The sequence below is a fragment of the Candidatus Blochmannia sp. SNP genome (assembly GCF_036549215.1).
Taxonomy (GTDB): Bacteria; Pseudomonadota; Gammaproteobacteria; order Enterobacterales; family Enterobacteriaceae; genus Blochmanniella.
The window spans coordinates 383,169-398,632 of sequence record NZ_CP144371.1 but is presented as its reverse complement, the minus strand read 5'-3'; the positions used below and the strand labels follow the sequence as shown (position 1 = coordinate 398,632).

Annotated in this window: 11 protein-coding genes; 9 read left to right on the top strand and 2 right to left on the bottom strand. The window is 27.0% G+C overall.

Annotated features, from left to right (window positions below):
• The first annotated feature begins 1,788 nt into the window (after positions 1–1,788).
• The 7 genes from xthA to minE all read left to right on the top strand — a co-directional run bounded on the left by xthA (position 1,789) and on the right by minE (position 9,349).
• A complete protein-coding gene (xthA, locus tag VOI34_RS01630; RefSeq protein WP_331828144.1) occupies positions 1,789–2,595 on the top strand; it encodes an exodeoxyribonuclease III in 807 nt (268 codons plus the stop codon).
• 174 nt (positions 2,596–2,769) lie between these two features.
• Positions 2,770–4,629 (top strand): signal peptide peptidase SppA, encoded by a 1,860-nt coding sequence (gene sppA / locus VOI34_RS01625; protein WP_331828143.1) that lies wholly within the window; start codon positions 2,770–2,772, stop codon positions 4,627–4,629.
• Positions 4,630–4,984: 355 nt separating this feature from the next.
• Positions 4,985–5,989, top strand: a complete 1,005-nt coding sequence (gene gap, locus VOI34_RS01620) for a type I glyceraldehyde-3-phosphate dehydrogenase (protein WP_331828142.1) — start codon at positions 4,985–4,987, stop codon at positions 5,987–5,989.
• A 468-nt stretch (positions 5,990–6,457) separates the two neighbouring features.
• A complete protein-coding gene (gene dsbB / locus VOI34_RS01615; RefSeq protein ID WP_331828698.1) occupies positions 6,458–6,985 on the top strand; it encodes a disulfide bond formation protein DsbB in 528 nt (175 codons plus the stop codon).
• A 571-nt stretch (positions 6,986–7,556) separates the two neighbouring features.
• Positions 7,557–8,237, top strand: a complete 681-nt coding sequence (gene minC / locus VOI34_RS01610) for a septum site-determining protein MinC (RefSeq protein WP_331828697.1) — start codon at positions 7,557–7,559, stop codon at positions 8,235–8,237.
• A gap of 27 nt (positions 8,238–8,264) precedes the next feature.
• Positions 8,265–9,077 carry a septum site-determining protein MinD gene (minD, locus tag VOI34_RS01605; RefSeq protein WP_331828696.1) on the top strand — a complete coding sequence of 271 codons (813 nt, stop codon included), beginning with the start codon at positions 8,265–8,267 and terminating at the stop codon, positions 9,075–9,077.
• A gap of 5 nt (positions 9,078–9,082) precedes the next feature.
• The gene (gene minE, locus VOI34_RS01600; RefSeq protein ID WP_331828695.1) at positions 9,083–9,349 is read left to right on the top strand and encodes a cell division topological specificity factor MinE; all 267 of its coding nucleotides are present in this window, start codon (positions 9,083–9,085) and stop codon (positions 9,347–9,349) included.
• A 387-nt stretch (positions 9,350–9,736) separates the two neighbouring features.
• Here the strand turns inward: minE and tsaB are convergent, their stop codons facing one another.
• Entirely contained in the window at positions 9,737–10,444 is a 708-nt protein-coding gene (gene tsaB, locus VOI34_RS01595) for a tRNA (adenosine(37)-N6)-threonylcarbamoyltransferase complex dimerization subunit type 1 TsaB (RefSeq protein ID WP_331828694.1), read from the bottom strand.
• Positions 10,445–10,867: 423 nt separating this feature from the next.
• On the opposite strand from tsaB, the gene pabB reads away from it, so the two are divergent.
• Complete coding sequence (pabB, locus tag VOI34_RS01590) at positions 10,868–12,259, top strand: aminodeoxychorismate synthase component I (RefSeq protein ID WP_331828693.1); 1,392 nt, start codon at positions 10,868–10,870, stop codon at positions 12,257–12,259.
• 52 nt (positions 12,260–12,311) lie between these two features.
• Here pabB and VOI34_RS01585 read toward each other — a convergent pair whose 3' ends face one another.
• The gene (locus VOI34_RS01585; RefSeq protein ID WP_331828692.1) at positions 12,312–13,868 is read right to left on the bottom strand and encodes a TerC family protein; all 1,557 of its coding nucleotides are present in this window, start codon (positions 13,866–13,868) and stop codon (positions 12,312–12,314) included.
• A gap of 567 nt (positions 13,869–14,435) precedes the next feature.
• Here VOI34_RS01585 and manX point away from each other — a divergent pair.
• Positions 14,436–15,410 carry a PTS mannose transporter subunit IIAB gene (manX, locus tag VOI34_RS01580; protein ID WP_331828691.1) on the top strand — a complete coding sequence of 325 codons (975 nt, stop codon included), beginning with the start codon at positions 14,436–14,438 and terminating at the stop codon, positions 15,408–15,410.
• Positions 15,411–15,464 lie beyond the last annotated feature (54 nt).

The following is a 15,464-nucleotide window of genomic DNA, read 5'->3' as shown; positions in this document are numbered from 1 at the left end:
TTGATCATATTACTAAGCTCTTTGTTTTATATAAATATAAAAACACGTAATATTTATAATTATTTCATAGAAAATAATATCTAATAATTAGGCTAATAAGCCTATATTACATGTTATTTTGTATATATGTAATACTATTAAACACGTTCTCAAAACAACCAGTATTGTTTACAGTTTAATAATTGAAATACAAATCAAATAAACTTTTCAATCATTAATAATATTATTCTAATAATAAATATTTATTATTACTTAACAGTTACCCTTATGTTGAACTATTATAATATTTTAATAGAATAGAATATAAATACACTTATATTTTCAGTATTCTCGATAAATCTCATTATCTATTTAACACTTATAATATCAATTATAACTCTATCATCTGAATTATTTAAGATTATATATTTCTATATAATATAAATCTTAAATAAATTAAAACTCAACCGCATTAGCATCAGTTACAGTGCTGAGATTAAAAATAATTTTTGAAATAATACAAACACTACCACGCATATGTTATTAAAATAAACGATAATTATTGTTCCTTTAATTACTTCGCTCTTAAACATTCAATAAAATAGCACATAAAATTAATTAAAGAGTCATGTTCATGAAACAACTACTTTCTCAATTACATACCTACAAGGCATAATATGTACACCATACTACTCATTCTATTTTTCATAATAATTTTTTAAATAACTAAAAATATAAAATTGCAACATAACTTTATAACATTATCAACTTAATATAATATTATGATTTGTGCTACAAACAAGCTTCAAATATGTTATAATTTACATTATAAATATAAATGTTACTTAAAAATCATACATATAAACAATCATTGTATTTTAATATATTCCAATAAAAATTTTAAGTTTAAAAATTATTACAATCATCAAAGTTAATGACATTATTTAATAGATATCTAAAGTGTTTGCAATAACAATTGTTACGAACATTCCCTATTTTATGCGTAAAAGAATATAATAAATTCGATGCAACCATTAACTAATATCATATTAAAAAAATATTTAAATTTTTTAAAAAAAACATAAGATACTGTTTTATTTTGACAGAACCAAAAAACTTTAGTTGTTTTACAAAAGACGACGACCAATCTTCTAAAAAATCTTATTTCTATATAAATCTCCACAACTATAACACTTACTAATATATCTATTGCATATACAATAACCTTTTACATAATAAAACTTATAAATAAATTAATCTTAAATCAATGCTAATTTTTAGTTTAAATAACTGATTATTATTCAAAAAATTCACCATATAAACTTGTAGCAAAATTATAAATCAATAACATTCAATTTATGACTACTAAAAATAATCATCATGTCTGTAGTTATCACTTTAATCAAGAAATTATCTAGATATAATAAATACGTAAAAAAAATCAAAAACATAACCACTTATTGAAATACAATGAAAAAATTTCATCACAATATGCAAATACTGTTCTAAACTAAATATACTTACTAAAATACAACAATTCTTTTTTAATTAGTTCTCGTTATTGCATTGTACAGAAACATTTATATATAATGTCCACAATCTTTGAAATACGAGCTGTTACTTTAGAAATAAAGTATTATATACTGAAATCAATTCAAGATTAATCGATATAATTAATAATTATCTGTTACATGCCTCATTATAAGTTCATGAAATTTATTTATTGATTGCAATGGAATATCCATACTTAATAAATAAACAATATATTGTATATATAATACGTATAAATAATTTACGGATCAATATTATATGAAATTTGTTTCTTTTAATGTCAACGGACTACGTGCGCGTATGCATCAGTTAACTGAAATTATCTTACAGTTACAACCTGACGTGATCGGTCTACAAGAAACTAAAGTACATGACGATTATTTCCCCATAAAAGAAATTTTAAAATACGGTTATCACGTATACTATTATGGACAAAAAAAATACTATGGTGTTGCATTACTTCTTCGTCAGATTCCATTAACCGTGATCCGGGGAATTGCTAATGATGATCATTTATCTCAAAAACGAATAATCATAGCTGATATTATGACATCAATAGGCATATTAACTATTATCAATGGTTATTTCCCTCAAGGAGAAAATAAAAATAATACTAAAAAATTTATGTATAAAAAATTTTTTTACAAAAACTTTCAAAACTATATAGAACACACTTATCACAATAATTCATTGTTACTAATTATGGGTGATATGAATATCAGTCCTACAGACTTTGATATTGGTATTGGTGAAAAGAATAAAAAAAAATGGATTTCATCAGGACGATGCTCTTTCTTGCCAGAAGAAAGAACATGGATAAATAATTTAATGAACTGGGGATTAATAGATATTTATAGAAATATGCACCCTCATAAAAACGAACGTTATTCTTGGTTTAGTTATAAATCTAATGGATTTAACAGAAATAGTGGTTTACGTATCGATTTAATATTAGTAACTTGTTCTTTAAAAAATCATTGTAAAAATAGTGATATAAGTTATAGTATTCGCAGTATGAGTAAACCTTCTGATCATGCCCCGGTATGGGCAGAATTCAATATTTAACTTTTACTTATATAATAAAATAAAAATTATATTTAATCTTTATTACTTATCATAAGGTAACACACTATTAGTTTCTACAAATTATGAGTATATAAAACACCTGATATAACTTAAGAGTAATTGATAAATTATTCATTGGATCGTAATATAATGTATTTAATGATTAAAGAGTTCATGCGAAACACATGGAAAACAATTCGTAAAATACTTAAATATAGTGTACGGACACTATATTTAATACGAACAATAATAATAAATATATTTTTTATAGTTCTAATAATTGTCATTATAGGAACATATTTAAACTTAAGAAATAATTCTACCAAATCGCCATCAAAGAACACTGCTTTGATTTTAGACATTTCCGGCACTATTGTAGATAAACCTGTAACATCAGATAACAAGTTTCACAAATTCAGTAAACATTTACTAAATACAAATCAATCAAACACCAAAGAAAACTCACTATTTGATATTATTAATATATTACGTCAGGCTAAAAATGATCCTAACATAACTGGATTAATATTATCATTAAAAAACTTTTCTGGAAGTAATCAAACATCATTAGAATATATTGGAAAGGCTTTACATGAATTTAAAAATTCTGGTAAATCTATTTATGCCATTTCTGATTATTATAACCAATCGCAGTACTTGCTAGCCAGCTACGCAAATAAAATTTATCTTACACCTCATGGTTTTGTAGACTTACGAGGTATCTCTACCAACAGATTATATTATAAATCACTATTAGATAATTTAAAAATTAATACTCATGTTTTTAGGGTAGGTGCATATAAATCTGCTGTTGAACCATTTATTCAAGATCAAATGTCTGATCATGTACGACATGAAGAAAAAAAAATAATCAATCATTTATGGAATCAATATTTAAAAACAATATCCACTAATCGTAAGATAACAGCTCAAGAAATTTTTCCAGAAACTAATAAAATGTTAAATGAATTACATCAAATACAAGGTGATACTGCAGCTTATGCACTTAAAAAAAAATGGATAGATGAAATTGCTTCTCACTGTGTTATAGAAGACACAATGCAAAAAATATTTGGATCTAATAAACAAGGCACTTCATTCAATGCAATTAGCATGTATGATTATAATCTTATAGCACCAATACAACAAAAAGATGAAATAGCAATAATTTGTGTTAATGGGCCAATTGTAGATGGACCTGATATACCAGGTTCAATTGGGGGCGATACTATAGCTCATAAAATTAGAAGTGCCCGATTTAATTCTAAAGTGAAAGCAGTAATACTTCGTGTCAATAGTCCTGGAGGAAGTGTAAATGCTTCTGAATTAATTAGATCAGAATTAATAGCTGTAAGAAATTCTGGTAAACCAGTGGTTGTTTCTATGGGAGGAATAGCCGCATCTGGTGGGTATTGGATATCAACTCCAGCTAATAGTATTATTGCAAGCAATAGTACTATTACGGGTTCTATAGGAATATTTGGTATTATTAATACATTTGAAAAGTCTCTCGATGCTATCGGTGTTCATAATGATGGAGTAAGTACATCTCCTATTGCGAATATTTCAATTACTACATCTCTACCTACTGAATATATAAATATGATGCAACTTTATGTAAATAATAGCTATCATTATTTTATTAACACAGTCGCTGAGTCTCGCCGTCAAACTATAGAAGATATTCATAAAATTGCTCAAGGACACGTATGGCTTGGTTATGATGCAATAAAACACGGACTAATTGATAACATAGGGGATTTAGATGACGCAATAAATAAGGCTGTTAAATTATCTCATTTGACAGAATATCAACTCAATTGGTATGAAGACAAAACAAATTGGATAGATATTTTATTACAACACACTAATAAAGTTATTCATGCCATAACTATAAATTTTTTAAATAATCATCTTTCATTAACTAATTTTAATGAAAAATTAAAAATTAATAATCTTAATGTCTTAAATTTTATATGGAATGACCCCAAAAATTGTTATGCTCTATATTTAGATCATTTAACACAATTATAACAGTATAATCAAAACTTAATTCATAAATGTATAAAAGTTATTAAATTATATTTGCGTATATCAAAGATCACATAATAAATATACTTAATATTAATTTTAATAAAAACAAAAGGTAATAATATATAATATTTACATTCCTATATATTGCTATCATATAGCAGATCACATTATAACTAATTAAACACATATATTCTATTTAGTGTTATGATAACGTGTAATTAATTAATATTTGCATAAACATATCAAAACATACTTTATATTTTCAATTATTAATTTATATATCGCACATATATATTATAATTGAGACTTTATTCATAACACATAACTACAATTACTTACATAGGAGTTATAATATATGGCTATTAAAATAGGTATTAATGGATTTGGAAGAATTGGTCGTGTTATCTTCAGAACCGCGCAAGAACGAAAAGACGCAGATATCGTTGCTATTAATGATTTACTAGATATTGAACATATTGCATATATGCTGAGGTATGATTCAACTCATGGTCGGTTTAAAGGCACAATCAATGTACATGACGATCATTTAATTATTAATAATAAAATTGTGCACTATACTTCACAAAAAGATCCAAAAAATTTATATTGGAAAGATTTTAATGTCGACGTTGTCACCGAATCTACAGGGATTTTCTTAACTCAAGAAAAGGCTCATGGACACATATCTTCTGGAGCTCGTAAAGTAGTATTAACAGCCCCAGCAAAAGATGATACTCCAATGTTTGTTATGGGAGTAAATAACCACCTTTATAACGGAGAAAAAATAGTATCTAATGCATCTTGTACTACTAATTGTTTAGCTCCATTAGCTAAGGTTATTCATGATAATTTTGGAATTATTGAAGGCATGATGACCACTGTTCATGCTGCTACTGCTACTCAAAAAACTGTTGATGCTCCAATACATAACGATTGGAGAAGTGGACGTGGTGCTTATCAAAATATCATTCCATCTTCTACTGGGGCAGCACAAGCATTAGGAAAAGTTATTAAAGAATTAGATGGTAAATTAACGGGAATGTCATTCCGGGTCCCCATTCCAAATGTTTCTGTTGTCGACTTTACTGTCCGATTGGAAAAACCAGCCTCTTACAAAAATATTTGTGATGTTATTAAACATGCTTCTTATGGTAATTTAAAAGGAATTATGGGATATACCGATGACAAAGTAGTGTCCAGCGATTTTAATGGAGAAAAATTAGTTTCTATATTCGACGCACAATCTAGCATTTCGTTAAATAAGAACTTTGCTAAATTAATATCTTGGTATGATAATGAAACAGGTTATTCTGATAAAGTGATTGATTTAAGCATATATATTACAAAATATAAACAATAATACAGATCATATAAGTATATTGACACATTTATTGAATGAATGAATACTTAAAGCCATGTAAAATGGCCCTATATAACTCAAATAGGGAGGTTGTTTAAATAAATTAATAAAAAACAACATCCCTATCAATATAGACCTCAAAGCTTCAAATTTTTTATTCATTTAATTATATTTGTAATATAACTTAATATTTTTATATTCCTATAAAATAAAAAATTATCAGCTTTAAAATTTGAATGTTTCTATACACAGAAAATTTCAAATTTAATTTTAGAATTAAATTTTGACATAAATATCATTATGTATAATTTGATAATCTTGAGAGATTTTAATATATATGTAGTTTATATGCATATAAGCATAACAATAGTTAATACATAATAAATTAATTATATAATAAATATTTTTATTCTATTTTTGAATAATTACATATTAAACCAAAAATATTTTAATTCTAGGTAATTATTTATGTTGTATTTTCTAAATATTTGTTCCAAAAGCAGAAAATACTGGGGTTTTCTAGTTTTTACTATTATTAATTTAGAATTAGTGGCCCTATATTTACAACACATTGTTTTAATAAAACCTTGTGTACTATGTATCTATCAACGATGCTCCCTATGTGGCATAGGGATTGCAGGATTGATTGCAATAACCGCCCCGTCATTTGCTCCTTTAAGATTATTTGCTATATCAATTTGGACATATAGTGCTTGTAAAGGATTATTATTCGCTAAAAAATACATTGATATTCAATTACATCCTTCCCCATTTTTTACATGTGATTTATTTGTCGAATTTCCTAATTGGTTACCTATAAATAAGTGGTGGCCCGCTATATTTGATGCTAACGGCAATTGCGCTGAATACAAATGGTATTTTTTATCTCTAGAAATTTCTCAATGGATGCTCATAATTTTTTCTAGCTATTTGCTAATAGCATTACTTATATGTATATCACAAATCATTGATTTAATAAACCATAATACTAAATAACAATTTAAATAAAAATAAAAAATTGCTATATTTTAATAAATAAAAATCACTTACTAAAATATAACATATATATTAATTGTAATTAATTTATATGAATACCAATCCTACCTCAATCGAGGTATACTGTAATCAATACACAAAACGCCAGTTAATTTTAACATATATTTGTGTCACAGAATAATATTCATAACAAAATAATCTTTTATGTGCATTAACAACTAACAAAACCCTAAAAAATAGTATTAATTATGCAATATTTTATTATTTTTTAAAATTAAAAATATCATTATACTAAATAATAACGTAATAATCTCTGTATTATCCTAATAAATAACTCATTTGTATAAGCATTCATAATAAAACATAAATTATTAATATAATAAAGTTATAATATTATTTTTTATTGTAACGTTATAAAAATTATAATATAGTATTTTACTGAAAAATATGTAAACTGTTAATTTTATTATTTTGAATAATAAAATTAACAACAAATAAACGCATACTTATATAAATAATGTTTATTGCATATAAGTACATAATATATATATTTAAATTGTGAAACATTAGCGTGTCTATTAGTATAAAAGGAAGCAATTTTCCATTATTAGTAATGCATGTTTATAGTACATGCTTAGAAGCAATCCGTAAATCATTGCTAGAAAAAATAGAAAAATCTCCTATTTTTTTATTAAAAAATACCCCAATTGTTGTAAATGTTAGTAATCTTAATTACCGTAGTAATTGGGATGCTCTATATCAAACAATATCAGATTCTGGATTATTTATAGTTGGGACATGTTGTTGTCATGATAATAAATTAAAAGAAATTATCATTCGTAGCGGAATACCTGTTTTATCACAAAACGTAACTATATTACGTAAAGATTTTCCAGAATATCTTCGAAAAAATACTTTAACAACATCCAAAACACAATTAATTACAACACCAATACGTTCTGGGCAAAAAATATATGCTCGTAATAGAGATTTAATTATTATTGCAAATGTTAGTGCTGGAGCCGAAATTATTGCCGATGGAAATATCCATATTTATGGCACAATGCGAGGACGTATATTAGCTGGTGCATCTGGGAATAAAGAATCTCAAATTTTTTGTACTAATTTATCTTCTGAACTGGTATCTATTGGAGGGCATTATTGGCTAAGCGATCAAATTCCAAAAGAATTTTCAGGTAAAGCAGTAAGACTTAGTTTAAAAAATGACGCTCTTACCATTCAAAATTTATAATGTATACTGCAAATAAGGAATTTGTTGATGGCACGCATAATTGTTATTACTTCAGGAAAAGGAGGAGTTGGTAAAACAACATCAAGCGCAGCTCTTGCTACTGGACTAGCGCGTAAAGGCAAAAAAACAGTTGTTATTGATTTCGACATTGGTTTACGTAATCTTGATTTAGTTATGGGATGTGAACGTAGAGTAGTATACGATTTTATTAATGTCATTCAAAACGAAGCTACATTACATCAAGCATTAATTAAAGATAAGCGCACTAATTATCTATATATTTTACCTGCTTCACAAACACGCGATAAAAATGCCTTAACTCTTATCGGGGTAGAAAAAATATTAAATGATCTTAATAAAATGAATTTTGAATTTATAATATGTGATTCTCCTGCAGGTATTGATAGTGGGGCATTAGCAGCTCTACATTTTGCAGACGAAGCTATTATCATCACCAATCCAGAAGTTTCTTCAGTACATGACTCAGATCGTGTTTTAGGTATTTTATCTTCTAAATCTAAACATTCTATAAATAACATAGAAACCATTAAAGAATACTTATTATTAACTCGATATAATCCTATTCGTGTAAAACATGGAGATATGCTTAGTTTAGAAGATGTAATAGAAATATTAAGAATCCCTTTATTGGGTGTTATACCAGAAGATAAATCAGTACTAAAAGCATCTAATCAAGGTGAACCGATTATTTTAGATATCAGATCCCATGCAGGTCAAGCTTACTCAGATACAGTAGATCGTTTATTGGGAAAGCAATGTCCTTTTCGATTTACTGAAAGCAAAAAATTAAACTTTTTAAAACGATTTTTTAAGAGATAATACTTATGGTATTAGTCAATTTCCTTTTTTTAAGAAAAAAAACTCCAGCTAATATTGCCAAAAGAAGACTACAAGACATTATTTCTGAACATAAAATCAAAAATATAAATAATCATTCCCCATATTATTTATATCAATTAAAAAAAGATTTAACCCAAATAATACGTAAATATGTACCTGATCCATATATACTTTCAGTACAACTAGAAAAAAAAGACGACAACACATTTGTTTTAAAATGTAAAGTAATTTTTTCTAACGAAAAAACATAACAAACCAAGCTATACGTATCATTTAAATTAAACACTCTAATAATAAACAATACTTTACAAAAACATTTTATTAATTTATACAATAAACTAGTATTACGAAAATATATTCATCCTTTTGTTATGGTTCACTAATATTCTAATAAATCACATTGTTTTATAATCTAAATTACAATCAAGTTAAGTATATTATGGATAACATTCATATACTTCTTATTATCAGATCAATTCTATTAATGAATTATATTATAATATTTCACAACCCATAATCAACTATATACACAATACTGTCATACACAAATTATTAAAAACTCATCAATGTACTAGTATAGTACCACTATGTACATAAATTACATATTTAATACTATTTGAGACTAAATCTATACTGTTTTATGTAGAAACTATTTTATTACGTAAATAAATAGGCTGTGCCTGATTTGGAGTTAAAAACATTTTATTTCTCCAATTATGTATTCCTAATGGTAACATGTCCCGTGCTTCAGGTGACATGACAATCTTCCTTAAAAAAATAGTATCACTTATTTTTATATTTTCTAACACTGAGTAGTTATTCCAACCTGTACCTGCAAGTACCCAACTACCTTGTTGCAACGTTGTATTGCAACACGTTAACTCAGCAGCAATTACCTCTGCTGTCATAATTGATTCATTACTATAACATCTCCAACAATTGTTATCACTCACCCGATAATAACGAGCACAATACAACTCGCCCATACGCGCATCAATGGTAGATATAACTTGTTTTATAGAAAAAATACGCCAAGCTCCTTGAGCTAATACTACTAAAGAAGATACCTCCACTAATGGCAAATCAGCTCCCAATGCTAACCCTTGTGCAACACATATTCCAATTCGTATCCCAACAAAACTACCTGGACCTCTATTAAATATAATACAATCAAGAGATTTCAGGGTAACACCTACTTCTGCTAATAATTCATTAATCATAGGTAATATCTTTTCTGCATGACGTCTTGATGCTATAATCTTGTGATCATATATGTTATGATCGATCATTAAAGCAACAGAACATAATTCAGTAGTAGTATCAAAAGCCAAAATTCGAGTAGACATATCACATAAATACAATAAAAATTATATATATATATATATATATTGAACGTATCATAAAAAAATTATATTATACATGTTATATTTATAACATAACATATGAAATACTTATTAAATTTAAACTAAAATTACTAAAATTAAACAATTAAGTTGTGATAGTACTCATTTTGAAAATAATGAGTACTATCACAACTTAATTGTTTAAAATGATATGTATTATCATTTTAAATATTGCTACACAATAAAACATAACATAAAAAATAATTATATCTAACGTATACAAAATATATACATATATTACATGTTCTTTAATATTTTTAATAATGCTAAATATTATACAAATAATATTTATGCTTTATTTTTATTCATACAACTAACATAGTTAACAACAGATATTTTCAAAACACAAAGGAACATCTATTTTTAATGGGAATACATCTTATAGAATTACCTTATCACCCTGATGCTATACTAAACCTTTTTGAACCTTTATCTAACACAGCATGGTCTATGCTATTGTATTCTGGGCATAACGACCAACACCCAGATGGTCGTTTTGATATATTAGTTACTAACCCAGTGTTGACATTAGTAACTAAAAACAATATTACTACAATTTCCCACAACAAAAATCATCAAATTAGTAATACAGATCCATTTATATTATTAAAAGAATATACCCATATTACTAATATGGAACCATGTAATAGTCATAAACTTAAATTACCATTTCAAGGCGGATTTTTAGGTATATTTGGGTATGACCTTGCTAGATGTATTGAATCATTACCAAAATTAGCAAAACAAGATCTCTTATTTCCAGATATGGCAATAGGTTTATATCGTTGGGCAATTATTTCTGATCATAAACTTTATAAAAATTACCTTGTTACTCATGATGATCCAAACCAAATATTACCCTGGATATATCAACAATATACATACAGCAATCGTGTTGATAATACATCATTTCGTATTATAAAACCATGGAAAAGTAATATTAGCCAATCTGAATATGCGAAAAAATTTAGTATTATAAAAAAACATATAACGATAGGTAATTGTTATCAAGTGTGTCTTTCTCAACGTTTTTATGCCCCATATATAGGAAATTCCTGGATAGCCTTCCGTTATCTATTAAATTATAATCACGCACCTTTTTCAGGATTTGTTAGATTACCAAATAAATTAAGTATACTTAGTTTATCCCCAGAACGTTTTTTACAATTACATGATACACAAATTAAAACTCAACCCATTAAAGGAACATTACCGAGACTAAAAAATGAACAAGATGATTATTACCAAATTATTAAACTATCTAAATCTATAAAAAATCAATCAGAAAATTTAATGATTGTTGATTTATTAAGAAATGATATTGGAAAAGTAGCTGTTCCAGGCAGTATTCATGTACCTAAATTATTTGATATCCAATCATTTAGAGGAGTACATCATATGATCAGCACAATTACAGGAAAACTTTCTAATAATTTTTCTGCTTGTGATTTATTACGGGCATGCTTTCCAGGAGGATCTATAACTGGAGCCCCAAAAATTCAAGCAATGAAATTAATCGAACAACTTGAACCACATCGTCGAAGTATTTGGTCTGGAAGCATTGGATACTTAAGTTGTTGTGGGAACATGGATACCAATATTGCTATCAGAACACTATTGGCTGATAAACAACATCTCTTTTGTTCAGTAGGAAGCGGCATTGTTTTCGATAGTGACGAAAATATAGAATATCAAGAAATGAAAGACAAAATACATACTCTGTTGCTACCGTTATTGAAAAAATTTTATTTAATGTAATTATTGCAACTATCAACAATAATATTTTAGATATATTTATATAACAATACTATTATTGATGTGTTTCATTAAACAAAGTAAAGTGTTCTATCTCCACTAACTCAATACGATACTCTATCATTTTTCGAATTATAAAACGCCATCTATTAATTGTTAGTACATCACCCTCTTTTGGTATACGATCACAACGAGATAATAATAATCCAGCTAAGGAAGCAACATGATCAGATTCATGCACTAAATCATGAGCTTGTAATGCTTGTTGCAACGCATGTAAGTCCATACTACCTTTTGCTAACCAACCTGTACCATTATTAATTATTTCAATTTCTGGTGTTTCATCTTCGTCAGGAAATTCACCAGCTATAGCTTCTAACACATCCAAAGGAGTTATTAATCCTTGAATAATACCAAATTCATTAGATACAATAACCATACTCCCTTTTGCGCGACGTAATTCTTTTAATAAATTTAAGACATCTAAAGTCTCCGGAACCACAATAGGCAAATTTTCTGCAGCATGTGTTTCTACTTGCTCTCCATGAGCTATCGCTGCCATCAAATCTTTAGCACGAACAATTCCTATTAATTGATCCAATTCACCGTTACATACAGGAAACATGTTATGAGGAGTATTCATTAAAATAGAATATAATTCCTGTACTGGTTTTTGAGAATCTAACCATGAAATTTCATTTCTAGGAGTCATTATACTACGTAAAGTACGTGAAGCTAACGATAAAACTCCAGTAATCATATGTCGCTCTTCTTCAGCAAAATGTGTTGTTGATGAAGAAATAGAATAATTTTTTTCTGCAGTAGTGCTCCATTGCGCCGTGTTACCCATTAACTTCATAATCACTTCCGCGGTACGTTCACGCATTGATTTAGTTGATTGACCTTTCATAGAATTACAATGAGCTATTTGATTAAATAATTCAATTAATACCGAAAATCCAATAGCAACATATAAATAACCTTTTGGTATATAAAATCCGATTCCTTCTGCAATTAAGCTTAAACCGATAATTAACAAAAAACTCAAACATAAAACCACTACAGTCTGATGATTATTAATAAAATTAGTTAATAAACGAGATAATAACAACATTAACGTTACTGCTATTATCACTGCCATTATCATGATGATTAAATTTTCTACTGTACCAACAGCCGTTATTACTGCATCAAGAGAAAAAATAGCATCAAAAACTACAATTTGTATTACTACTATCCAAAAACTAGCGTATCCGCGAGTAGTATTATTATGTATTTTATGTTCTAATTGTTGATGTAACTCAGTAGTTGCCTTAAATAAAAGAAAAATACCACCAAACAATAAAATTAAATCTCTGATAGAAAATGAAAAATCAGCAATTTTACATAGTGGTTTTGTAAGAGTTGCAAACCATGAAATTAAAGATAGTAATGCTATACGCATTATTAATGCTAATGTTAAACCAATAATACATGCACGTTCACGTTGTTTTTTTGGCAGCTTATCTGCTAAAATAGTGATAAAAACTAAATTATCAATACCGAGTACAACTTCCAAAATCACTAGAGTTAATAACCCTACCCACATTGATATGTCTGTTAAAAATTCCATGATAATCTCCATTGAATATTAGATAACACATCATTTCATGGCATGTTTATATAAACATATTAAAATATCTGGTTACATAATGAAGTTTTAAACAATAAATTAAACATGATCAAATATAAGTTTACGTAGGAAAGAGTATCGATAAAAGTCAATATATATTGCCATAAGGTTATGTAAACTTTATTTAAGTAAAGAAATGCTACTGTTATGATATGATGTAAAATATCTCTTGCATACCACTGTAAAGTATGCATTTTAACATTAAAGATAATCTATCATTATTACAGAAAAGACAGTATAATGTAGTCAATTGTCTTTTGCAGTATCTCAATGCTTACTTACATATGTATTGATTGAAATAAAATCAGAAAAACTAAAATAGTATAAGCATATATAATTTTTATTTTAAAATATAAAAAATCGTTAGCCCACGTATTGTACATAACATAAAATAAATCGTAAACAATACGACAAACAACTAAAAATATATACCGTATTATTTTAAAAATTAAAATAATACAAAAATAAAAAATAAATTATTAATAATGCATCAAAGAGGACAAAGTAGTGACTATCGCTATTATATTAGGAGCTCATGGTTCTGTATCTGAACAATTACTTAAAACCACTGAAATGATTGTGGGCAAACAAAAAAACGTTGCATGGATTGAATTACTTCCTGAAGAAAATACTGAAATGCTAATCAAAAAATATAATACATGTCTATTAAATCTTAATACTAATGCAGGTGTATTATTCTTAGTAGACACTTGGGGAGGAAGCCCTTTCAATGCTGCTCATAGCATCATATTAAACAAAGAAAAATATGATATTATCACAGGCATAAATATCCCTATGTTAATTGAAATATTCATGGCTCGTGATGATACCCATAATTTTCAAGAATTAGTACAAATTGCATTGAAATCTGGTAACGAAAGTATAAAATCCGTAAAATATTGCTCTAGCCCTAATCAATTAGATGGGGATCGAAATGCCAATAAAAATAAAATTATGCATCCATTATTAAATAAAAATAATAAAAACCATATGGTCATTTGTTTAGCGCGTATTGATGATAGATTAATTCATGGACAAGTAGTAACTCGTTGGGTTAAAGAATACAACATTACACGTATTATAGTAGTAAACGATGAAGTATCTAAAGATATGATCCGAAAAACTTTATTGACTCAAGTAACACCTCCTGGGATTACTGCTCATGTCTTAGATATCGATAAAACTATACGTGTATATAATAATCCCAAATATGCTGGAGATAAAGTCATCATGTTATTCACTAATCCCACAGATATTGTGCGCCTTATTGAAGGCGGTATCCCTATTAAATCAGTAAATATTGGAGGGATGGCTTTTTATAAAGACAAGAAACAAATAAATAATGCCATATCAGTAAATAACATAGATATTGAGGCTTTTAAAAAACTTGATCAATATGGTATTGAATTAGAAGCACGTAAGGTACCATCAGATCCATCATTAAAAATAATGAAACTAATAAAAAAAATAAATCATTCCTAATTAATTTAAATATGTGAATTTATTTAATAAATTCATATGAAAACTATATTAATA

Excerpts from the sequence above, each read along its gene's own strand:
- dsbB (WP_331828698.1), top strand. The coding sequence starts at position 6,458 with ATGTTGTATTTTCTAAATATTTGTTCCAAAAGCAGAAAATACTGGGGT.
- VOI34_RS01585 (WP_331828692.1), bottom strand. The coding sequence starts at position 13,868 with ATGGAATTTTTAACAGACATATCAATGTGGGTAGGGTTATTAACTCTA.
- tsaB (WP_331828694.1), bottom strand. The coding sequence starts at position 10,444 with ATGTCTACTCGAATTTTGGCTTTTGATACTACTACTGAATTATGTTCT.
- sppA (WP_331828143.1), top strand. The coding sequence starts at position 2,770 with ATGCGAAACACATGGAAAACAATTCGTAAAATACTTAAATATAGTGTA.
- minE (WP_331828695.1), top strand. The coding sequence starts at position 9,083 with ATGGTATTAGTCAATTTCCTTTTTTTAAGAAAAAAAACTCCAGCTAAT.
- gap (WP_331828142.1), top strand. The coding sequence starts at position 4,985 with ATGGCTATTAAAATAGGTATTAATGGATTTGGAAGAATTGGTCGTGTT.
- pabB (WP_331828693.1), top strand. The coding sequence starts at position 10,868 with ATGGGAATACATCTTATAGAATTACCTTATCACCCTGATGCTATACTA.
- minD (WP_331828696.1), top strand. The coding sequence starts at position 8,265 with ATGGCACGCATAATTGTTATTACTTCAGGAAAAGGAGGAGTTGGTAAA.
- xthA (WP_331828144.1), top strand. The coding sequence starts at position 1,789 with ATGAAATTTGTTTCTTTTAATGTCAACGGACTACGTGCGCGTATGCAT.